14 protein-coding genes and 1 pseudogene are annotated in these 24,753 nt (G+C 39.2%); 12 read left to right on the top strand and 3 right to left on the bottom strand.

Features of this window, described 5'->3' with window-relative positions:
* Positions 1-9: 9 nt before the first annotated feature.
* Together TBC1_RS10665 and TBC1_RS10660 are read left to right on the top strand one after the other, a co-directional pair.
* On the top strand, positions 10-2,118 hold the full coding sequence (locus TBC1_RS10665; protein ID WP_062041984.1) for a T9SS type A sorting domain-containing protein: 2,109 nt from the start codon (positions 10-12) through the stop codon (positions 2,116-2,118).
* Between the two features lie 21 nt (positions 2,119-2,139).
* On the top strand, positions 2,140-5,715 hold the full coding sequence (locus TBC1_RS10660) for a DUF6443 domain-containing protein (protein WP_062041981.1): 3,576 nt from the start codon (positions 2,140-2,142) through the stop codon (positions 5,713-5,715).
* A 559-nt stretch (positions 5,716-6,274) separates the two neighbouring features.
* On the opposite strand, the gene TBC1_RS10655 is transcribed toward TBC1_RS10660, so the two are convergent.
* On the bottom strand, positions 6,275-7,444 hold the full coding sequence (locus TBC1_RS10655; RefSeq protein ID WP_062037726.1) for an IS256 family transposase: 1,170 nt from the start codon (positions 7,442-7,444) through the stop codon (positions 6,275-6,277).
* Between the two features lie 104 nt (positions 7,445-7,548).
* On the opposite strand from TBC1_RS10655, the gene TBC1_RS10650 reads away from it, so the two are divergent.
* Genes TBC1_RS10650 through TBC1_RS10640 form a run of 3 tightly spaced genes read left to right on the top strand, consistent with a single transcriptional unit; the run spans position 7,549 to position 12,115 of the window.
* On the top strand, positions 7,549-8,037 hold the full coding sequence (locus TBC1_RS10650) for a DUF559 domain-containing protein (protein ID WP_062041978.1): 489 nt from the start codon (positions 7,549-7,551) through the stop codon (positions 8,035-8,037).
* Positions 8,038-8,058: 21 nt separating this feature from the next.
* Positions 8,059-11,640 (top strand): DUF6443 domain-containing protein, encoded by a 3,582-nt coding sequence (locus tag TBC1_RS10645; protein ID WP_062041975.1) that lies wholly within the window; start codon positions 8,059-8,061, stop codon positions 11,638-11,640.
* Between the two features lie 7 nt (positions 11,641-11,647).
* Positions 11,648-12,115 (top strand): hypothetical protein, encoded by a 468-nt coding sequence (locus TBC1_RS10640; protein WP_137305585.1) that lies wholly within the window; start codon positions 11,648-11,650, stop codon positions 12,113-12,115.
* Between the two features lie 40 nt (positions 12,116-12,155).
* Here the strand turns inward: TBC1_RS10640 and TBC1_RS10635 are convergent, their stop codons facing one another.
* Entirely contained in the window at positions 12,156-12,356 is a 201-nt protein-coding gene (locus TBC1_RS10635; protein ID WP_062041971.1) for a hypothetical protein, read from the bottom strand.
* Between the two features lie 118 nt (positions 12,357-12,474).
* Between TBC1_RS10635 and TBC1_RS10630 the strand changes: the two are divergent.
* Positions 12,475-12,948, top strand: a pseudogene (locus tag TBC1_RS10630) (transposase); the annotation flags it as partial.
* Between the two features lie 86 nt (positions 12,949-13,034).
* Here the strand turns inward: TBC1_RS10630 and TBC1_RS10625 are convergent.
* Positions 13,035-13,232: an ATP-binding protein gene (locus tag TBC1_RS10625; RefSeq protein ID WP_062041965.1), complete on the bottom strand. Its 198-nt coding sequence runs from the start codon at positions 13,230-13,232 to the stop codon at positions 13,035-13,037.
* 902 nt (positions 13,233-14,134) lie between these two features.
* Between TBC1_RS10625 and TBC1_RS10620 the strand changes: the two genes are divergently transcribed.
* Genes TBC1_RS10620 through TBC1_RS10595 form a run of 6 tightly spaced genes read left to right on the top strand, consistent with a single transcriptional unit; the run spans position 14,135 to position 24,518 of the window.
* Entirely contained in the window at positions 14,135-16,123 is a 1,989-nt protein-coding gene (locus TBC1_RS10620) for a site-specific DNA-methyltransferase (RefSeq protein WP_062041962.1), read from the top strand.
* A gap of 1 nt (position 16,124) precedes the next feature.
* A complete protein-coding gene (locus tag TBC1_RS10615; RefSeq protein ID WP_062041959.1) occupies positions 16,125-16,559 on the top strand; it encodes a Fic family protein in 435 nt (144 codons plus the stop codon).
* Positions 16,556-19,681 carry a type III restriction-modification system endonuclease gene (locus TBC1_RS10610; protein WP_062041956.1) on the top strand — a complete coding sequence of 1,042 codons (3,126 nt, stop codon included), beginning with the start codon at positions 16,556-16,558 and terminating at the stop codon, positions 19,679-19,681. Before TBC1_RS10615 ends, TBC1_RS10610 begins: the two co-directional genes overlap by 4 nt.
* On the top strand, positions 19,678-20,625 hold the full coding sequence (locus TBC1_RS10605; RefSeq protein ID WP_062041952.1) for a DUF4268 domain-containing protein: 948 nt from the start codon (positions 19,678-19,680) through the stop codon (positions 20,623-20,625). The genes TBC1_RS10610 and TBC1_RS10605 overlap by 4 nt, the downstream gene beginning before the upstream one ends.
* Entirely contained in the window at positions 20,625-23,852 is a 3,228-nt protein-coding gene (locus TBC1_RS10600; protein WP_062041949.1) for a helicase-related protein, read from the top strand. The genes TBC1_RS10605 and TBC1_RS10600 overlap by 1 nt, the downstream gene beginning before the upstream one ends.
* Positions 23,853-24,518 (top strand): DUF4391 domain-containing protein, encoded by a 666-nt coding sequence (locus TBC1_RS10595; RefSeq protein ID WP_062041946.1) that lies wholly within the window; start codon positions 23,853-23,855, stop codon positions 24,516-24,518.
* Positions 24,519-24,753 lie beyond the last annotated feature (235 nt).

Below are 24,753 nucleotides of genomic sequence, written 5' to 3'. Positions count from 1 at the left end.
GGAGCAGTCATGAAATCCACTATCAGATACAGATTTTCCGCATTATTGGCCGTATTGGTAATTATCTTACTGCCTATGTTTGGCAGCAGCCAGCAACTCTCCATGCTTAAGGCCGAACGTTTTGGCGGACCTGGATGGGATTTTGTAAATGGAGTTATCAGACAGAACAATGGCGATTACATATATTGTGGCAGCATATCGGATAACTTACCCGGCGATACCTTAGGATTGTTTGCAACAAGCAATATAAATGCATGGGTAGCTTTTACCGACAGCCTGGGCAACATAATCAGGCAGAAAGAATACAACAACAAAGGCTTCGACACTTTTACCTCAATGGTTGCATTTGGTAACAATATTTTTTTAACAGGCATTTTTCAGGATACTCTTTCGCTCGACAGTATTACCATATCAGGCATGGCCCACTCAAGCGGGTTTATTGCCATCATGAATCCTCAGGGGATCGTACTAAATACAAAACCAGTTTCAAATCCCCGGGGATGCATATCAAACATCAGGTTGGCAGGGACTCATTCAGATAATTTGTATCTGGCAGGAACATACTGTGATACGATTACCATAGAAAATGTACAATCAACAAGTAAAAGTGGTTTTTTCATAACACGGCTGGATACGGAGCTAAATATTCAGGCACCCCTGTTTTTCCCGGCAGAGGGCAATCCTCGACTAGGAGGGTTGAGTTGCAACGATTCGTCAGTAGTAATTGCCGGTGTGTTTTCTGATACCCTTTCCCTGGCCGATACAACCCTGATATCGTTAGGCAAAAGCGATGCATTTGTTGCCTGGTTTAATCAAAATCTTGAACTACAACACATCGGGTTAATTTCAAGTCCGGAAGAAGTTGAGATTAAATCGGTTGCATTAACAAAACAGAACCAAACCGCTGTTGCAGGTAGCTTTAAAGGGTCGGCCATACTTGCCGATTCAATACTTACCGGAAAGGGAGGGGTTGATTTACTGGCTGCCGTTTGGGATAGTACCGGGAAACTGCAATGGGTTAATACAGCAGGCTCAATTGGTAATGATTACGGCTGGGCTATTGCACCAGGTAACGAGGGTGATTTCTTTGTTTCGGGAAGTTTTACGCACGTTCTTGCAATTCCCGGTGAGAATGGGGAGATGATAGAACTTCAGCCAGAAGGTTTTTTTGGAAATACCTTTATTGCAAAGTATGATCATAGAGGTATTCTGAAGGCGACTTTCAACCTTCCGGGCACTTCCGAAGATTTTGTTTCAGAGTTATTGATAAACACCGACAATACCCTGGCAGCTGCGGGCAACTTCTTTGAGACCTTGCTACTAACAGCTTATGATAGCGTGAGTTACACCATGGAGTCGACAGGGTCAAAAGACATATTTACCCTGTTGTTTAAAGATATGTGTGCAGGATATACCATCGATGCCGGACCTGATCTTTACCTTTGCCCGGGGGAAACCATAATGCTTGAACCTGATTTTACCAGTAGTGGATTTAAGTGGCTGCCCGATGGTTTACCGAATACACCGCTTGAAGTGACCCAACATGGTTCATATACACTCATGGCAATGAATGCTTATGGGTGTATAGCTTATGATACGCTGCATGTGGAGTTAATCCCTATCCCTTTGGTTTTTGCAGGAAACGACACCATTGTTCAACCCGGTTCACCGCTTGTTTTGGCAGGTGCTATGGAATCAGGCCAAAGCCCTGCATGGACCACAAGTGGGGATGGTTATTTCAGCCCTTCATCTGGTCTTCAAACGACCTACTATTTCTCAAATAATGACATCAGCAACCAAAGTGTATGGTTAATTCTAACCGCCGGGAACGAATGTATTTCGGTTTCCGACAGTCTGAAGGTGGATATATTAACAGATGATGACGGTATTACAGCTTTTCCCAACCCCACCAGTAATATGGTGACTCTGGTACGTGAAGAAATTCTGCCCATTCAGAATATCACCATTACAAAACAAACCGGATTTGTACTGGAGCAGAACATCCCTGTAAATAACTTTGAATTTACCTACAACCTGCAGAATCAACCTCCGGGAACTTACCTTTTTTATATAACCACCAATGCAGGCACTTCCTGTAAAGTCATCAATAAATTATAACTATCCGGAAAAGCTATAATTATGAAAACTATTGTAAATAAATATAATGCATTACTGTTGATTGTATTGTTTCATGCTTTCGCGGCAAATGCTCAATCTACCGACAAGAATTATATTCAGACCTGGGACCTTAAAGTCGCTGGTTACAAAACCTCCGGCAGTATATCGGGCAACACTCCGTTAACCCATGCCATAAGAACCATACAATACTATGATGGTTTAGGCCGTTTGTCGCAAACCGTAGTACCCGGATTTGCACCTGATGGCAAATCAATGGTAACGCCTAAGGTATATAATAAGGTTGGACTCGATACAACAAATTATCAGCCCTATATTGCCAGTACAGGAGAGCCTGTTTATAGGGGAAACTATGCCGATGAATTAATAACTTTCTATGAAGATAATTACTATGATCGATTTGGGAATGCCCCGGTTGAATATGAAAAATCGCCGCTTAAGAGGATAGTTAAGCAGGGAGCCCCCGGCGCTGACTGGCAATTGGAGGATGGGCATTTTGTTACCTTTGAGTATCTAACCAACAACAGCAGTGCAGAACTCAAGGCAATTAATTGGAAAGCAACAGGCGATTTGTGTGTTCATAATGGACTTTATCCGGCAGCCGAACTTTATGTTACAAAAGTAACCGCTGAAGATGGGGCAATAGCCTATAATTTTAAAGACAAACTGGGCAATGTGGTACTCAAACGTTCAAAAGCCCCACTTAATGAATATGCCGACACTTATTATGTTTACGATGATTTTAACCTGCTCAGGTTTGTAATATCCCCAGAGGGAAGCAGTCAGATTACCGGTAATTTTTCAATGTCAGACGACCTGGCTAGAAAGTTCGTTTACTTTTATAAATATGACAATCGAAAAAGGCTGATTGAAAAGAAGCTCCCCGGCAAAGAGCCCGAGTATACTGTTTATAATCAAATTGATATGCCCATTATGTATCAGGATGGTAATATGCGAAAAATGAACGGGGCCGTAAAGGCTTATGAGTGGTTATATACCAAATACGATGCATTGGGAAGGGTGATTATTACCGGCATTACCACTGAATACTCCAGCCAAACCCGCGATCAGGTTCAATCTCTAGCTGATGCCAGTGAATATTGCTGGGAGTATCTACTTCATCCTTCAAGCTACCCGGTATCATTTTACAATTACTACTCAGGGCAGTCCTTTCCATGGATACAGCCTGGATCTATACAAACCCTGACTTATTATGATACCTACAATGTCATCGTAAAATCAGGCAGTACTTTTACCCCACAACCTATTGTCAGCGATTCAGAAATGAATTTTAATCCTGCAGATGCCAACTTTTCCGTTTCACAGCCAGATACTGAATTTATAAAGGGACTGCCAACTGTCACATTCATTTTATCGCAAGGGAGTTTACTTCCCACTGTTACGTATTATGACAAGCGGGGGCGGGTAATACAGGTAAGGCAAAAAGGACATATTAGCGGGGCTTATACAATAACAACAAATAATTACTACAACGGACAGCCCGAAAACATTACAAATACAGTGTATAATACCAACATTAAGCATAAGTATATTCCGCCTAATAGTGTCCCGCAAAGTATAACTGAGAAATACACCTTTGAATACGACAATTTTGGCAGGCTTTCCCTGCGTGATTATCAGGTTGGTGATGTGATGGCCTTACATAAAGTACAAAACAATTACACCCCTTTGGGCCAACTCAGGCAAAAAATAATCTCAGAAGGTGGAATATCTCTTCAAACTGTAGATTACAGCTATAACATTCGCGGTTGGCTCAGTGCAATCAACAATCCTTCTCAGGTCAGCTCCTCAGGTGATCTTTTCGGGATGAATATTTATTACAATACAATCAATCAAGGATTGAACAACACGGCGCGGTTTAATGGAAATATTTCGGCTACAGAATGGCAAACAGTACAAACAAGTAGCTCATTAACTCCCCCAACCACAGGGCGCAAGGCTTATGTGTATTCATACGATGAATTATCCAGGCTTGAAAATGCTGTTTTCAGCGAGTATACATCAGGCGCATGGCAACAAACCTCAAAGTATAATGAACTTATAAAATCATACGATTTAAACGGGAACATTAAAGGCATTGAACGTAAAGGCAGCCTCAGCAACTGGAATACTGACATCATCGACAACCTTACCTATTATTACAATGGCAATCAGTTGATAGCCGTTGACGATGCCGTACTTACCGACAATGGCTATGATTTTTACGATAATGCCAATTTCTTTAACGGAACACTTCCTGAATATGAGTATGATGCCAATGGCAATGTTATCAAAGATGCCAATAAGGGGATCATTGGCATTACATACAACCACATGAATCTGCCTAAAGAGGTATATTTTTCAAATGACAGCAAACTGGATTATTACTACGATGCAACCGGCAATAAACTCCGTCAGGATGTGATTGAGGCAAAAATATTAACCAAACGCACCGATTTTATCTCTAACTTTGTTATTGTTAACAACGCCCCTGCATGGATAAATTATGACGAAGGCCGGGTTATTATGGACGGAACCACAGTACATTTTACCGAAACCCACCTCAAAGACCATTTGGGCAATACCCGTGTGGTGTTTGGCTATAAAAACAATGCCCTGGCCGTGAAACAGGTAAACAGTTATTACCCGTTTGGCATGAACATCAAAGGCCTTACCACCCGGGTAACCATTGAAGAAGCCAAACACCCGGCCAATGAATACCTTTACAACGGCAAAATGTTCCAGGATGAGTTGGGGTTGGATTGGCTGGATTATGGCGCAAGGTTTTATGATGCGCAGATTGGGAGGTGGCATAGTGTGGATCCGTTGGCGGAAGATTTTCCATCCTGGACACCATCCCATTACTGCCACAATAACCCGATAGTTTTGATTGACCCCGATGGACGTTCAGCAGACTGGTATCAATCAGAAAGTGGAGCATTATTATGGCAGGATGAGAACCAACAACAAATTACCGTAAATGGAGAACAGTTCAAAAATGTTGGTACATCTGCTTCTATTGGCGCAGGCGATGGGAACTATATAAATTACTATCAGAATGTACCTGTTTCCATTTCAAACGCTCCTGTAAATGCACAGGAAACTGTCTTAAATAATGCAGGTTTAAAAGGACAGCTTTTGAGCAGGAACAGCCCTTTATCTGAAAAATCACAGGTAGGACTAATGATAGAAAATATTAATTATGGGAAAGAAAAGTTTCTTTCTTGTGCCTTAGATATTGCAGTTTCATCAATTGAAACATCAGGAGATCTAATTAGTTTGTCAGGTTATGGCTTTACGGCCACAGGAATTGGCGCTGAAATTGGTTTGCCAATGATTGTTTTGGGAGGGACCATTTCTGCATTTGGTGGTTATGCGCAATCAGGAATTGCTTTTGCAAGAGGGAATGTTCAACTTGGTACTTCGAAACTTATAACAACTACAGCCGGATTAGGTTTATCTACTCCAGTTATGAACAGTAAAGGCTTTTCGGCAATGGAGAAAGTTGGAATAAACGCTTGGATTGATGGACCCAAAGCAATCATTGACAAAACCTTACAAAGTACTTTTGGTAATTAAGCTGAAAAACCTAAACAATGTTTTTATCAATTATTTTCTTTTTTCTCGCACTTTTATCATTATTCTTTTCTCGACAAGTATATACAGGCTGGTGGAAAAAAAATGGTTTGATAATTGGAGAAAATTACCCAATACATTTTTTTTTGATACTTTTATGTATCTTATTTGCTGTGATAGGGATTACACTTCTTCCTTGACTTGCTCATCACATATGCAATTCCGCCATAATGACCATTGAATTTGTAATTCAATGAAAGTGGCTGAAAGAATGGGTAGATAGGATAATTTCAACGTAAGCGTCCAGTGAACTTCATCTAAAATAATATAGGGAAGGTATCTACCTTTGCCCGGGCAGAAGCCTGTACAACTGGTTGGCAGGCCTACCGTGGATGACAAAAATGAATAAATGGTTTTGTACCTTTATATAACTGAGAAGCAGGTAGTATCCCTTTTTGTGTGTAATGAGTTCTTCTTCTAAATTCAAAGGTATTCATTTTTTTTGTTTCAATTGAGAATGAATGGCAGCGGAACGAAGGCGTAGCCGAAGTGGAGCTGCCATTCATTCTTCCCAGTGAAATTTGTTTTGTTCATAATCAATCTTAGGGATCTTCCTTTGGTATGCTGATCTGGTCATAGCCACATATCCTAAAAGAAGAATAGTGGCATCTGGCCCTGGTAAAGCGCCGCGCATTCTTGTTGTTCGTTTATAGTCTCTGTTGAGCCGTTCTATCCAGTTGGTAGAATAAAGCATATTATGGGTTCTATAATCATATCCGAGGTAGGTGAAATTTAATTTATAGCGGTTATTTTCTCCCATCCTTTTTATCGACGGATAGTATTTCCCCCATTTACTGCAGAATTCTAGCCATCGTTGATATCCTTTCTCAACGGTATCATTGCGATCTCCAGTTCTCAGCACTTCTTTTAAATCTTCTGCAACCAGCGCTTTGTCTTTAGGCTTAATGTGTTTGTTTACATTGCGTTGCAGATGAATTGCACAAAGTTGAATCTCAGTTTCCGGGAACTGTCTCCATATGGAATCCTCAATAGCAGTAAGGCTGTCACATACAATTAACCCAATCTCTTTTAATCCTCTTTCTTTAAGTGACTGTAGCACGACCTCCCAAGCATTGGCACTTTCAGTCGGGAAATTAATTACTGCAAGCACCTCCCGGGTTCGATCGGCCCTGACTCCCAAAATCGTGTAATATCCTTCTTTGCTAACATGGTCAATTCGTCGGGTATAGATAAAGGTAGCATCTATCATTATAATGGGATAATACGGCTCTAAAGGACGTTGTAACCATGTCTGTACATCATTGCGGGCATAGTCGAACATGCGGCTTATCTGACTTGTGCTGTATTCTTTTCCGTAGATATCGCCAAATATCTGGCCTACTTGCTCTGTGGTTAATCCAGCACCATATAAATTAAAGGCAAGTTTGCGGCATTCTTCTTCCTGATCACGTAAAAGGCTTAATAGTATCGGGTAAAACTGCCCGTTTCGGCTTCGTGGCACTCTAAGCTCAATAATTTTTCCCCGACCAAATGTCCTTCGAGGTCTATACCCATTACTCATATCGCCATTTGTGGCGTTATGTTCTTCTCGTTCTGCTCGCATCATTGCTTCCAGGCTGAGCTTCTGTAATTCCTGTAAACCATTCTCTTTTATGGCGATTTCTTCCAAAATCTTTGTAACTTGCTCTTGTGTAAAGTGTAGGTTTTTCATCTTCTAAATTTTTAAGTTTCGCAACCTTAAATTTAGAAAAATCTCACTTTACACACTTTTTGGGATAGTATCGAGAAGCATGGTATAATCATATAGCACTCAATATGGCGTATCTGGGAAAGACAACCCCTGACATACTTCATCATGGAGCTTCTGCTGAGACCAATAAAGTGGCCGCAATCTTACGCAGATCAGATACCGAAGCCGAAATGCTCCTCTGGCGGGCACTGAAGAACAGAAAATGTGCAGGGCTAAAATTCAGACCTCAGCATCCTTTCGGTCGGTTTGTGCTTGACTTTTACTGCCACGAGCGGGCTTTGGCGGTTGAAGTTGACGGCCGTATCCATAAGAACCGGGATGTTAAAGAGCGTGACCTAAACCCCACCAGTAACATGGTGACTCTGGTACGTGGAGAAATTCTGCCCATTCAGAATATCACCATTACAAAACAAACCGGATTTGTATTGGAGCAGAACATCCCTGTAAATAACTTTGAATTTACCTACAACCTGCAGAATCAACCTCCGGGAACTTACCTTTTTTATATAACCACCAATGCAGGAACTTCCTGTAAAGTCATCAATAAATTATAACTATCCGGAAAAGCTATAATTATGGAAACCATAACAAACAAATATTTTACATTACTGTTGATTGTATTGTTTCATGCTTTCGCGGCAAATGCTCAATCTACCGACCATAATTATATTCAGACCTGGGACCTTAAAGTCGCTGGTTACAAAACCTCCGGCAGCATATCGGGCAACACTCCGTTAACCCATGCCATAAGAACCATACAATACTATGATGGTTTAGGCCGTTTGTCGCAAACCGTAGTACCCGGATTTGCACCTGATGGCAAATCAATGGTAACGCCTAAGGTATATAATGAGGTTGGACTCGATGAAACAAATTATCAGCCCTATATTGCCAATACAGGAGAGCCTGTCTATAGGGAGGACTATGCCGATGAATTAATGGCTTTCTATGAAGATAATTACTATGATCGATTTGGGAATGCCCCGGTTGAATATGAAAAATCACCGCTTAAGAGGATAGTTAAGCAGGGAGCCCCCGGCGATGACTGGCAATTGGAGGATGGGCATTTTGTTAGCTTTGAGTATCTAACCAACAATAGCAGTGCAGAACTCAAGGCAATTAATTGGAAAGCAACAGGCGATTTATGTGTTCATAATGGACTTTATCCGGCAGCCGAACTTTATGTTACAAAAGTAACCGCTGAAGATGGGGCAATATCCTATAAGTTCAAGGACAAACTGGGCAATGTGGTACTCAAACGTTCCAAAGCCCCACTTAATGAATATGCCGACACTTATTATGTTTATGATGATTTTAACCTGCTCAGGTTTGTAATATCCCCAGAGGGAAGCAGTCAGATTACCGGCAATTTTTCAATGTCAGACGACCTGGCTAGAAAGTTCGTTTACTTTTATAAATATGACAACCGAAAAAGGCTGATTGAAAAGAAGCTCCCCGGCAAAGAACCCGAGTATACTGTTTATAATCAAATTGATATGCCCATTATGTATCAGGATGGTAATATGCGAAAAATGAACGGGGCCGTAAAGGCTTATGAGTGGTTATATACCAAATACGATGCATTGGGGAGGGTGATTATTACCGGCATTACCACTGAATACTCCAGCCAAACCCGCGATCAGGTTCAATCTCTAGCTGATGCCAGTAATTATTGCTGGGAGTATCTACTTCATCCTTCAAGCTACCCGGTATCATTTTACAATTACTACTCAGGGCAGTCCTTCCCCTGGGCACATCCTGGCTCTATACAAACCCTGACTTATTATGATACCTACAATGTCATCGTAGTATCAGATGGCACTTATACCCCACAACCTATTGCCAGCGATTCAGAAATGAATTTTAATCCTGCAGATGCCAACTTTTCTGTTTCACAGCCAGATACTGAATTTATAAAGGGACTGCCAACTGTCACATTCATTTTATCGCAAGGGAGTTTACTTCCCACTGTTACGTATTATGACAAACGGGGGCGGGTAATACAGGTAAGGCAAAAAGGACATATTAGCGGGGCTTATACAATAACTACAAATAATTACTACAACGGACAGCCAGAAAACATTACAAATACAGTGTATAATACCAACATTAAGCATAAGTATATTCCGCCTAATAGTGTCCCGCAAAGCATAACTGAGAAATATACCTTTGAATACGACAATTTTGGCAGGCTTTCCCTGCGTGACTATCAGGTTGGTGATGTGATGGCCTTACATAAAGTACAAAACAAATACACCCCTTTGGGCCAACTCAGGCAAAAAATAATCTCAGAAGGTGGAATATCTCTTCAAACTGTAGATTACAGCTATAACATTCGCGGTTGGCTCAGTGCAATCAACAATCCTTCTCAGGTCAGCTCCTCAGGTGATCTTTTCGGGATGAATATTTATTACAATACAATCAATCAAGGATTGAACAACACGGCGCGGTTTAATGGAAATATTTCAGCTACAGAATGGCAAACAGTACAAACAAGTAGCTCATTAACTCCCCCAACCACAGGTCGTAAGGCTTATGTGTATTCATACGATGAATTATCCAGGCTTGAAAATGCTGTTTTCAGCGAGTATACATCAGGTGCATGGCAACAAACCTCAAAGTATAATGAACTTATAAAATCATACGATTTAAACGGGAACATAAAAGGCATTGAACGTAAAGGCAGCCTCAGCAACTGGAATACGGACATCATCGACAACCTTACCTATCATTACAATGGCAATCAGTTGATAGCCGTTGACGATGATATACTTACCGACAATGGCTATGATTTTTACGATAATGCCAATTTCTTTAACGGAACAATCCCTGAATATGAGTATGATGCCAATGGCAATGTTATCAAAGATGCCAACAAGGGGATCATTGGCATTACATACAACCACATGAATCTTCCGAAAGAGGTATATTTTTCAAAGGACAGCAAGCTGGATTATTATTACGATGCAACCGGCAATAAACTCCGTCAGGATGTGATTGAGGCAAAAATATTAACCAAACGCACCGATTTTATCTCTAACTTTGTTATTGTCAACAACACCCCTGCATGGATAAATTTTGATGAAGGCCGGGTTATTATGGATGGAACTGCTGTACATTTTACCGAAACCCACCTTAAGGATCATTTGGGCAATACCCGAGTGGTATTCGGGTATAAAAACAATGCCCTGGCCGTGAAACAGGTAAACAGTTATTACCCGTTCGGTATGAACATCAAAGGACTTACCACCCGGGTAACCATTGAAGAAGCCAAACACCCGGCCAATGAATACCTTTACAACGGCAAAATGTTCCAGGATGAGTTGGGGCTGGATTGGCTGGATTATGGGGCGAGGATGTATGATGCGGTGTTGGGGAGGTGGCACTCTGTGGATCCGTTGGCAGACCAAAGAAGCTGGGTTAGCCCATACAGTTATTGTCAAAATAATCCTATTGCAAGAGTTGATCCAACGGGAGCATTGGATGATTGGGTTGAAGGAGCTGATGGCTCGATTTATTGGAATGACAAAGTAACAAGTTCAAATGACAAAGATTTAGCTAAAGGAGAAACATATAGAGGTACAGAATATAGGCGTTTTGAAGATATTGGTAGTACAACATACAATGATGTTAATTACAATTCAGATAAGACAAAGACTTCTACGCCCAGGATTCGACCTGATGCCGATGGAATTGTTACACAAGAAGAATCAATTGATTGGTATCATTTTGGTGGTGGAACCCCTTTAACTGTAGATATTAGTAAGTTCAATTTTAAATCAAGTAAATTATCAATAGAAGACTTTAAAACTAATTCACAAAGTGTCGATTTTTTCAATGGATGGTCAAATCATCCTTTAAGTTCCAGCATCATCTGGCGACCTGCATCAGATGAAACTCTATCCGATGTTTATGGCACTATCAGACTTGCAATAGTTAATCGTGATTTAGGAACAGTACGGGTTGTAACTGATGACGCCACAGGCTTTTTTGATGTCTTTGATTATTCAGCTTTAGGATCTATAGTTGGTGATAGATTGCGATCAAATGGAAACCCAACTCCATTTGGTTTTATTGGCAAAGGCACAGGAACAATAAGGCTTACAACACCGGAATCACCGAAAATAGACTATAGATACCTTATTGATTTTAAATAAATTGAATATGAAAAAAATAGTAATCTATTTAACGCTAATCTTAATTTTTGGATGTCGAAACTCTTCAAACATACTCCCAGATACTGAATTGAAATTTGTTTCAGATTATCATTGTTGGCCGTATGATGTAAATATTTATTCCGTAAAAGACATAAAGATTGACTCGTTATTTTATACCTATCCTCTTAATGGTTATTTCGGAAAAAACCCTAAATACAAAATCACAACTTGGTCAAAGTACGATGAAATTGATACGACTGTATGGTCAGGAATGAATAATATACTTGGGCAGTGTGATGATAATACTGAACTGTATAATCAAATATTAAAAGGAGATGATATTTATTACTCAGGTATTTATCAAGATTTTAAGGTAGAAAATGGAGAAAAAAGAAGAAAGTATGAACAAATATTGTTTTTGGATTTAGCCCAAAATAAACTGCATATATTCAAAGATATTAATAAGATTTACTAGAATATTTAAAACGCTAGGCTTACAGCTTGGCGTTTTATTTTTACAGCATAGCCACATTTTTTTGAAAGAAATCTTTGAATTTTTTCTTGGTTAAGAAAGTGTCAACCATTTTGAAAACCATACTTTTTTCTTCGGGTTCTAGTTCCTGAATCATTTTAACCTGTTCCATCAGGGTTTTATCTTCCACGGTTATTTCTTGCGGTACAACGCCATCAAAGTTTACAATCTGGTCGATGGTCATTCCGAAATACTTAGCAATTTTATTAAGAGCATCCACAGAAATCTCAGATACTGTCCCAAAAAGTGTGTAAAGTGAGATTTTTCCAAATTTAAGGTTGTGAAACTTAAAAATTTAGAAGATGAAAAACCTACACTTTACACAAGAGCAAGTTACAAAGATTTTGGAAGAAATTGCCATCAAAGAGAATGGTTTACAGGAATTGCAGAAGCTCAGTCTTGAAGCAATGATGCGAGCAGAACGAGAAGAACATAACGCCTTAAATGGCGATATGAGTAATGGCTATAGGCCCCGAAGGACATTTGGTCGGGGTAAAATCCTGGAGCTTAGAGTTCCACGAAGCCGGAAGGGGCAGTTTTATCCGATATTGTTAAGCCTTCTTCGTGATCAGGAAGAAGAGTGCCGCAAACTTGCTTTCAATCTATATGGGGCGGGGTTAACCACAGAGCAAGTGGGCCATATCTTTGGAGATATATACGGAAAAGAATACAGTACAAGTCAGATTAGCCGAATGTTTGATTATGCGCGCAATGACGTACATGCATGGTTGCAACGCCCACTGGAATCATATTATCCCATTGTAATGATTGATGCGTGAATATTCCGGACAAACTAGGCCAGTGATTCCGGTCGAAAGTAGGCCACTATGTAATGAACGGTGAAAGGGCAAAAATAGGTTTTTTATTCTTTGGATTTCTTTCTTAGAGATTCTCCTTTTAGTTCAATTTTATGGGCTGCACCTGACAATCTGTCCATAATTGCATCGGCCAGGGTAGGTTCATTCAGATATTGATACCAGGATTTTAAAGGAAGTTGCGAAGTGATGATGGTAGACCTTTTCCCGTACCGGTCTTCGAGTAGTTGTAGACTCCGGATCATTCTGACCCCCAATTCCGGAGCAAACCAGACCAGTTATTCCGGGGCAAAGGATCATTGAAGATTATCTGATCATAGCAATTCGGTGTAGTCAAGAACTATTGGAAAGTTTGCATAGTTGGATAAAGGCAGTGAACTTTTACAGAATTGCTGATACTGTGGTGTTTGGTTGAGTGGCAAAAGGTTCAATAGATGGAAGGTTACAGTTCTAAATATTGCTTATATTGACACTCAACCATTGCAGAGCATTACTTCTATGCAATTCAAAACCTCATAGCCTTTTAAAATGCGGAAGAACAGACTGGGATTGGCCAGAATTTTCTGATAATTTACTGCTTGGCGAAGTTTATTTGTAAAATTATTGTCAAAACAACAGTTCTTATCGTAAAATAGAAGTAGGTAAACGCTGTTTATATTGTTAGTTATCGTAAAAATTGTGCGGGTTACCGTAAAAAGCGGATGTATTAGCGTAAAATCATAGCAGTAAAAGACTGTATTATTGTATATTTCTGATCAACGGATTGCAATTAGACAGAACTTATGGTTTTAACTGCTCCCGAAATGAATATTACTCATCAAAACGAATAATCTAATTGACCGAGTTTGGTAATCCCTTCTGTTTATAATCTGAAAACAACACTATCTGCACAATCTTAATTCCGTTCTTAATTCTAAATGCTGAATTACTTGTCAAATAGGTTAACCAAACCCTGATTTGGAGTTTTTAAGGTTGGATAGGAGTAGTATTCAGAGTTTAAGAATCAGATTTCTTTGAACCAATGTTCTGCTGGTTTTCATAAATAGCATAAATTAGCTGTTTAATCCCTTAAAGGGCTATCAGTATTTAAAGAAAAGATGAAAGAACCGGACTGAGAAACCGTTGATAAGGCAATCAGACTAAAGATATGGAAGACAGATTAGACCTTGCTTCACCCGACCTGGTGAACGAAAACTTTGAAAAACTTGCTGCACTTTTTCCTAACTGTGTAACTGAAAGTGCCAAAGGCAAAGCCATTGATTTTGACTTGCTTAAGCAAGAACTTAATCATACAGTTGTAGAAGGGACTAAAGAACGATACCGCCTTAAATGGCCCGGAAAGCGGGAAGCCATTGTAACAGCCAATTTGCCTACCAATAAGACGTTGAGGCCGGTGAGAGAAGATTCCGTTAACTTCGATAGTACCGAAAACTTGTACATCGAAGGCGACAACCTTGAAGTACTTAAACTCCTGCAGGAAAGCTACCTGGGAAAGATAAAGATGATTTACATTGATCCACCTTACAATACAGGGAAGGATTTTGTGTATAAGGACAACTTGAATAAAGATGCTGCTGTTGAGTTATTTGAGAGCGGGCAGAAGGATGATTACAATCAACGACTTGTTGTAAATCCCGATTCTTCAGGTCGTTATCATTCTGACTGGCTAAGCATGATGTACCCTCGCTTGAAATTAGCAAGAAATTTGCTAAAGGAGAATGGCCTAATTTTTATTTCTATAGACGAAAATGAGTCACACAATTTAAAAAAACTGTGTGATGAAATTTTCGGTGAAAGTAATTTTTTAACAGAAATTGTTTGGAAGAATAAAACAGGAGGGGGTGCAAAATCTATTGGTTGGATTGGATTACATGAATACATTTTATGTTATGCAAAAAATTTGTCAAAAGTCGAGGATATTTCCATCCCATATTCTGAGAAGACTGCATCAATGTACAATAAAAAAGATGAAAATTATGAACTCAGAGGGCCTTATGCAACTTGGCCATTGGATACCACTAGTATGGGTGATAGGCCCAATTTGAGATTCCCGATTTTAAAAGATGGAATTGAAATTTGGCCAGAGAAACAATGGCTTTGGTCTAAAGAAAGAGTTGAAATTGCTCAAAAAAACAATCAACTCTTGTTTAACAAACAAAAGGATGGTTCTTTTAAAGTTAGATTCAAAGGATACTTGAAAGATGAAAATGGGTATATGCGCAGAGGGACTCCTCTTTCCATATTTGATGGTCCTTACACTCAAGAGGGATCTAGGGATTTTCAAGAGCTACTTCCGAAATCAATATTCCCCTTTCCGAAACCTGTTAGATTACTTACTCAGTTATTTAGCATTAGAACTAATGATGAAAAGCCAAAGGGAGATATCTATTTAGATTTTTTTGCAGGCTCAGCGACAAGTGCTCATGCATTAATGATGAATAATGCAGAGGATAGTGAAATGAGACAATTCATTTTAGTTCAACTTCCCGAAAAAACGGAAGAAAATAGTGATGCATATAGATCAGGCTACAAAACCATTTCTGAAATTGGTAAAGCACGTATCAGGAAAGCTGCCAAGCAAATAATAGACAATCTATTATCATCGGTTAATGAAAAGAAGGCAGAACTGGAAAAGTTGACACAAGGAAAACTACCCATGGAAGGAGACCCCAAAGTAGAGACCTTAAAAGCAGAGATTTACAAGTTACAATCTGCCTTAAATAACCTGGACACCGGTTTCCGGGTGTATCGGCTTGATTCCAGCAATATGCAGGATGTGTATTACAAACCCCAGGATTACAATCAAAAAGCCTTGGACCTTTTTGCCGATAATGTTAAGCCGGATAGAACGGCCGATGATTTATTGGCCCAGGTTATGCTGGATTGGGGTTTGCCACTCTCGCTAAAGATTGAGCAAGCAACTATTATCGGCAAGCAGGTATTTAAAGTGGCAGAAAACTCACTTTATGCTTGTTTTGACATCGGAATAGATGAAGAATTTGCCCACGCTATTGCCAGTGATGCTCCTTTGCGTATTGTTTTCAGAGATAATGGCTTTAAAGACGATACAGCAAAAGTGAATGTAAAGCAGCTATTGAAGCAACTTAGTCCGGAGACAGAAATGAAAGTGATATAAAATGGCACTTCCGGTAAATCATCCACTTGCCACATTAAGTAACCAGGTTAGTGTCCAAGTAAGTACCCAGGCTATTGATATAATATTCAGCACATTAGATGATGTTATAGATTATAGTAACCAAGCTGGTAACCAAGTAAGTAACCAAGTTAATGACCAACTAAGTGACCAAGTAATCAGGATTCTAAAGGAGGAGATATGTGAAAACGTGGTAGAAATACTAAATATGATAAGGAAAGGGCCAAAGACAAGTAAAGAAATACTTCAAACTATTGGCCTATCCAAACATTCAACAAATCGGAAACGACATATTGACCCTTTGAAGGAAATAGGATGGTCTGGATTTGCCATTCCTGAAAACCTCAATGACAGGAATCAAAAGTACAGGATAACAGCATCTGGTTTTAAAGTATCGAATTTGATCAAACAGGCATGAAACTACAATTTAAAGAACAAGACTTCCAGATACAGGCCGTGAAAGCCGTTGTTGATTGTTTTGACGGGCAACCACTCAAAACAAACCGGTTTACGCTGGAGCGAAGCAAAGAACTTATCCGGAAGGCAAAGCAAGCATCAACAGGCGCAATAACCATTGAATACGATATTGAAGAGGAAATAGGTTACAGGAATAGTTTATTACAAATAACCGAAGATCATGTTCTTTCAAATATTCGCAAAGTCCAGAAGGATAACGATTTGCGTGAAAGCCAGCAGATTGAACGGCCAAATGGGGTAAAACTGGGATATAACCTTACCATTGAGATGGAAACAGGCACTGGTAAAACCTATACCTATATCCGGACAATGTATGAACTGCATAAACGATATGGCTGGAGTAAGTTCATCGTAATCGTGCCGAGCATTGCCATACGCGAAGGTGTATTTAAATCATTTCAGGTTACCCAGGATCATTTTCAGGAATTATACGGGCATAAGATTAATCCTTTTATATACAATTCCGGCAGACCACAGGATATTGAAAACTTTGCCTCAGACAGCAGGATCAGTGTAATGATCATCAATACCCAGGCATTTAATGCCAGCGGCGCAGATGCACGGAGAATCTACCAGGAGCTTGATCAATTCGGCACCAGAAAGCCTATAGACATTATTGCTCAAACCAATCCTATACTGATTATTGATGAGCCACAATCAGTGGATGGTGAAAAGACATTGAAGAATATGCAGGACTTCAATCCTTTGTTAACCTTGCGTTACTCTGCTACCCACAAAGTTGAATATAACAAGGTTTTTCGTTTGGATGCGCTGGATGCTTATAATAAACGATTGGTAAAGAAAATACAGGTTAAAGGGATTAATCTGAAAGGCTCAACCGGAACCACGGGGTATTTGTATCTTGAACAGATCAGCCTGAGTACTACAAAACCGCCCTATGCAGTTGTTGAGTTTGAGAAGCGAGTCGGTGAGGGAGTAAAGAAAGTACGTCAGAAATTGGCTGAAAGTGCAAATCTTTACGAGTTATCAGGCAATATCCCGGCTTATAAAAATCAAACAATTACAGAAATAAACGGCTACCAGAATAAGATTGTTGTAGCAGGGCAGGATATTTATCCGGGTGATATTCTCAATGATAAAGATGAAAATGCCTTCCGCAGGGTACAGATACGTGAAACCATCATGTCGCACCTGAAAAAGGAAAAACAGCTTTTTGAAAAGGGTATTAAGGTACTTTCCTTGTTTTTCATTGATTCGGTGGAGAAATACCGTGTATATGATGAAACAGGTGAACAGGCCCTTGGTGAATATGCCAGAATCTTTGAAGAAGAGTATAATAGTGTAAGAAATGATTTTCTTGACCTGTTCCAGCAGGAGTACAATGACTTTTTGAAAGATTCAGATCCCGGAAAAGTTCATAAGGGATATATGCCTACGAATTATGGGGAATATCTGAAACGGGATGAAGCCCATAGAGTTCATGAAGGATATTTTTCCATTGATAAGAAAAACAAACTGGTTGATCCTTCTGTAAAACGAGGCAGTGAAGACTCTGATGATATTTCGGCCTTTGACCTTATTATGAAGGATAAGGAGCGATTGCTGAGTTTTGAGGAACCCACCAGGTTTATTTTCTCGCACTCCGCCTTGAAAGAGGGCTGGGATAACCCCAATGTATTCCAGATATGTGCATTAAAAAATGCAGACGGAGGAAGCCAGACACGAAGAAGACAGGAAGTTGGCCGTGGTATGCGGCTATGCGTAAACAAGAACGGAAACCGGCTTGATTTTGAATCAGTAGGCGATCAGGTTCATGAAATAAATAAACTCACTGTAGTTGCTTCGGAAAGCTATGAAACCTTTGCCAGGGGGTTGCAGAGTGAAATTGCTGCGACTCTCAAAGACAGACCACAAAAGGCAGAAGTAGAATATTTTGTTGGAAAATTAGTGACCAATGAAAAAGACGAAGAGCATCGGCTTACTGAAGAGGATGCTAAAAAACTCAATAAACTGCTTTATATGAATGATGTTATTGACGAAAATGACAAGATAACCACCGAAGGAAGGGAACTTATTGAACAAAACAAAATGCCTTTGCCAGAGCACCTTGAACCATACAGGGAATCAATTGGTAAAATACTAAAGGCCATATATACCGGTGAAGTATTCAAACCGGAAGATGAAAGGCAAACAATTGTGCTGAATCCAAACAAGAATTTCAAAAAGAAGGAATTTCAGGAACTTTGGGAGAAAATAAACCTGAAAACCATTTACGAAGTAAAGTTTGACACAGACAAGCTGATCAATGACAGTAAAATCCGTATCAATGCCCAGCTAAACATTGGAGACAGGGTCTATGAAGTGAAAACAGGGGAATTACAGGAAGGCACAAAGGAACAGATGGAAGAAGGGGTATTGGTCAAAGAATCGGAACGTCAATACCTTAAGTTGAAAAACGATCTTTACACCAATGCCGTTTATGATATTGTTGGAGAAATTGAAGTACTGACTAATCTGACCCGGAATACCATTGTTGCAATTCTACAAGCGATTAAAGAAGAAAAGTTCTTGTTACTGAGGAAAAATCCGGAAGAGTTTATTGCCAAATGCAGTAAGCTGATTAATGAAGTAAAGGCAAGCCTGATCATCAATAACATTGTCTATCACAAAATTGAAGAGAGGCATGACGCCAAAACAGTTTTCTCGAACGATAAATTTGCTCTTCGTAATACCGACCTCTTAAAGAAGCACATCTACGATTACCTTACTTCTGATTCAAAAATTGAATCTGATTTCGCGAAAGCACTTGAAAACAGTGTTGAGGTAGTTGTTTATGCTAAACTGCCCAAGAGCTTTTACATATCCACCCCCGTTGCAAACTACAGTCCGGACTGGGCCATTGTGTTTGATAAAGAAAAGGTCCGCCACATATATTTTGTAACAGAAACAAAAGGTTCCGATTCGGATATGGATTTAAGGGAAATAGAGAAACTTAAAATCCATTGCGCAACAGAGCATTTTAAGGAGATAAGTGGCAATGAGGTGAGGTTTGAGAAGGTAAGTAGTTTTTCAAGATTAATCGAAATAGTACAACCATTATGACCAAAATTGAGAAAATTTTAAGAATCCCGATCAAGGATGCATTTAAATACGAAGATAAGAATCTGACTCCCTGGCTATGTGAAAATATAGATGCATTAGGTGAGGCTATTGGAATTGAGCTATCGAATGCTGAACGGGAACAATCAACCGGTAACTTTAGCCTTGATATAAAAGCTCAGACTGCATCTGGTGATATCGTTGTGATTGAAAATCAATTCGGGGCCAGCAATCATGACCATCTAGGCAAGTTAATAACCTATTTAACTTCATTCGAAGCTAAAATTGCAATCTGGATTGTTGAAACACCTAAACAAGAGCATATAAATGCAATTGCCTGGTTGAATGAAGGTGATAATGGTTGCGATTTTTTCTTGATAAAATTACAAGCCATTAAGATTGGTGAAAGTAATCCCGCACCCCTGCTAACTGTAATCTCTGGCCCGAGCGAAGAATCCAAACAAATTGGGAAAATTAAAAAGGAGCATTCAAAACAAGATGATTTAAGAAAAGCATTCTGGGATCAATTATTGGCATTGTCCATTAAGCAGAATTTGAAATTATTCTCATTAATTACTGCATCAGGGCGGGATGCATGGATTGGGGCTACTGCCGGAGTTAAAGGCCTTACCTATGTTTATTGGGTAAATCAATTTTCAACCAGGATTGAACTTAGAATTGATAGGGGCAAAGGGCAGGATGTAGAGAATTTGAACATACTTAATAAGTTGAAGATAAATCAACTAGTGATAGAAGAATCGTTTGGGTCTGAATTAAATTGGGCAGACCTTGAAGGATATAGGGTGTGTAGCATCAGAAAAGACTTCAATGATGGAGGATACAAAAGTCCCGTAGAGCAATGGGGAGAGATTATAGATAACATTGTATCAGCTATGGTTAGACTAATAAATGCGACGCAGAATTTTGTTAGCAACCTAAAAATCTAATGAAGCTAATAGATAACATAAATACCCGTCTTGGAGATGATCTAAAACAAAGCATTCGAAAGGGAAGCAAATTGTGCATTGCCGCCTCATCCTTTTCTATTTATGCATTCGAAGCCCTTAAGAAGGAATTAGAAAAGATTGATGAACTGAGATTTGTTTTCAGTTCTCCAACTTTCATTGAAGAAAACTTTACTAAACATACCCGACTGTTTTATATCCCTCACATTTATAAGGAATCTGAACTATGTGGGGGTGAATTTGAGCTTAGATTAAAGAATCAGCTTAACCAAAGAGCTATTGCCAGAGAGTGCTCCAGGTGGGTAAAAGAGAAGGTTGTTTTTAAATCGAATAAGCACCAGAACCTGCCAATCAATGGAATGATTCATGTTAAGAATTGGAATCAGGAGGAATTTGCATATTCAAATCTGAGTAGTTTTACAACATCAGACCTAGGGATTACCCAAAAAAAAGGATTTCCAACCCTTATACAGAAATCTGACTACCCCGATAGTAAAGCGTTTCTTGAATGGTTCAATCAGATTTGGGAAAATGAGGAAGACCTACAGGATGTAACCCACAAAGTGCAGGATTACTTTGAGAGTGCCTACAATGAGAATAGTCCTGAGTTTATCTATTTCATTACTCTTTACAATATCTTCAATGACTTCCTGGAAGATATATCCATGGATAACCTGCCTAATGACCAGATAGGATTCAAAGAAACGCTGATCTGGAGTAAGCTCTACAACTTTCAAAAGGATGCTGTTATTGGAGCCATTAATAAGTTGGAAAAATACAAAGGCTGCATATTGGCTGATAGTGTGGGATTAGGCAAAACCTTTTCAGCACTTGGTGTAATCAAGTACTATGAAATGAGGAACAAAGATATTTTGGTTCTTTGTCCGAAAAAACTCGAAGCAAACTGGAATACATATCGACACAACGATAAGAACAATATTTTATCAGGCGATCGTTTTCGCTATGATGTATTATTCCATACAGACCTTACCCGAAGTCGAGGTATGAGTAATGGCCGCAATCTTGAAACAGTGAATTGGGGTAATTATGGTCTTATTGTTATTGATGAATCGCATAATTTCAGGAATAACAATCCCAATTCCGGAAAGGAAAACAGATACCAAAGTCTGATGAGGAAGGTTATTCAGGAAGGTATTGAAACTAAAGTACTCATGCTTTCAGCAACACCAGTAAACAATCGATTTAATGACTTAAGGAACCAATTAGCTTTGGCCTATGAAGGTGATCCTACAATAATTGATAGTAAATTAGATACCGATAAAGGAATCGATCTTATTTTCCGGAAAGCACAACAGGCATTTAATGTCTGGAGTAGATACGATGCAGCAGAAAGAACAACGGAAAAGTTGTTGGATATGCTTGATTTTGACTTCTTTGAGATTCTCGATTCTTTAACTATCGCAAGGTCCAGAAAGCACATTACTACTTATTACGATACTACTGCTATCGGAAAATTTCCTGAGCGTAATAAACCGGTTTCAATTCAAAGTCCTTTAACGAAAAACGGAGAAGTTACATATGTTGACATTGCCGAGAAATTGACATTGTTGAATTTGTCTATATACTCCCCTCTAAACTACATTCTTCAAAGCAAAATCGGGCTGTATGCCGATCTTTACGATAAAACAGTCAAGTCAGGAAGGCTAACTCAATTAGACCGTGAGAGAAGCCTCCAGGTACTCATGAGGATCAATTTGCTAAAACGTTTGGAAAGCTCGGTGGATTCATTCAGGCTCACACTTGAGGGCATTATTACCCAAATTGAACAAGCTCTAAAAACTATCGCCAGGGGAGGAACAGGGGAATATGATGGTATTCAGGCAAAACTTGATGATGAAGAGTTTGATTGGGAGGCTGATTGGGGAGATGAAGAAAATGTAATTGGTAGAAAAGTAAAAGTCTATATCGCTGATATGGATACCACACGGTGGAAGGAGGATCTAAGTGAAGATTTGTTGATACTCAATAAATTATGGAGTGATATTGTTGATGTCAGGGGTGAGAATGATTACAAACTTCAACAACTTATCTCATTGTTGGACAATAAGATAAACCAGCCCTTCAACAATGGGAATCAAAAGGCACTTGTTTTTACTGCCTTTGCGGATACCGCTAATTACCTGTATGAAAACATTCAGGGACATATAAAGGAAAAATATAGCATTCACACGGCAGTTATTACCGGTTCCCGGAAAAGCAGTAATGTAAAAAGTATTCCGGCTGACTTAAATCCTTTGCTTACCTGTTTTTCACCACTGTCAAAGGACAAAGAACTGGTGTATCCCGGATTGAATGACTCGATAGAATTATTGATAGCGACTGATTGTATTTCAGAGGGCCAGAATTTACAGGATTGTGATTTTCTGGTAAACTATGATATTCACTGGAATCCGGTAAGGATTATTCAGCGTTTTGGCCGTATTGACCGAATAGGCTCAAAGAACTCAAGTATTACATTGGTTAACTTTTGGCCGGATGTTACACTTGATGCATATATTAATTTAAAGCAACGTGTTGAAAGCCGGATGTTAATCAGTAACATGGCCAGCACCGGAGATGATAATATTCTGAATGCAAATGAAAAGGATCTGGAATATCGAAAGATTCAGCTTCGGAAACTGCAGGAAGAAGTCATTGACCTGGAAGATCTGAGAGAAGGGGTTAGTATTACAGACCTGGGTCTTAATGATTTTCGTGTTGACCTTTCAAATTTTATTAAGTCTTATGGCGGACTTACTCATATTCCGGAAGGATTACATACAGTGGTTCAGTCAACCGAAGATTTACAATCAGGAGTAGTTTTTATTTTAAAAAACATAAACTCAGGCATCAATATCAATAAATTAAATCGTCTTCATCCTTTTTATCTTGTTTACATTAAAAATTCCGGAGAACTCTACCTGAATCATGTTGAATCCAAGAAGATTTTAGATGCTGTGCGTTTGCTTTGTAAGGGTAAAAGTGAACCAATGATTGAGCTGTGCAAAGAGTTAGCCTTTGAAACTGACGATTATCACCGGATGGACTCATATTCATCATTGTTGAAGCAGAGTATTGGTTCAATCCTTCGCACTGAAGAGGAAAAGGAAGTCCTGAGTCTCTTCAAGGCAGGAGGGACAACTGCGCTTCAGGAAAAACTTAAAGGCATTGAAGACTTTAAGCTAATTTCGTTCTTAATAGTGCGGTGAATGGACATATTTGATATACCCGCTTCTGCCAGAGTAGGCAAGGTAATTCCAAAGAATGCCTTTGAATCATATTCCAATGTGAAGCAGAAAAAATTGTTAACCAATCTTGTTGCCCGTATCAGTTGGTTATACAAGCTATCGCCGCAAACTTTAAATCTGAAAGCGGATGAAATCAAGGAAATTCAAATTTTCAAGGTTGAACTGAAAATTAAAGAGGAGATACCTTTACTTCTGGAACTCATTGACAAAGCGATTCCTTACAATATTATTTTCATCATCGAAAAAGACACAGAAATATACTTGTCAACATCGGTTAAGCATCCCCACCCATTAAATGAAAACAATTCAGTCATTGATTGGAGATTCAGGACTGATTGGTTTCAGTCAAATGAGAATAAATACTCGTTAAATCTAAAAAGAAACCTTGATGCAGTATATCATGATTTTTGCAATCAACTTTCCGGAGCCCCAAAGATGGCAAATAAGTCATTGAGGGACTTGGTTGAGTATAAGCAACAGCTTTATACACTTGAAAAAGAAATTGAAAAACTAAAGGCTAGTATTGCCAATTGTAAGCAGTTTAACAGGAAGGTTGAGCTGAATTTAAGGTTAAATTCAGTTCGTGATCAATTGGAATCCTTGATAAAAAGCCCAATAATGAAATAACAATTTCAATAAGAGTTTCAATAATTCATAAATCCAATTGGCAAGGCAGTTAGTTGCTATTTCTTTAAGGATCAGTTGCCACTTTTTCAACGGCAAATGGGTTCTTGTATTTTTTCTTTTTTTACTTTTCTTTTTCCGGTTCTTTTTCATGGGTTCTCACGCTTTAAGAAATTCGCGTGAGCCGCTTTAAAAGTACAGTTGAAATTAACTTTTCCAAAGGACAAAACTCAAAATC

The sequence above is a fragment of the Lentimicrobium saccharophilum genome (genome assembly GCF_001192835.1).
Taxonomy (GTDB): Bacteria; Bacteroidota; Bacteroidia; order Bacteroidales; family Lentimicrobiaceae; genus Lentimicrobium; species Lentimicrobium saccharophilum.
Note: the sequence above shows the minus strand (reverse complement) of the source record. Positions and strands in the feature narration are given on the sequence as shown.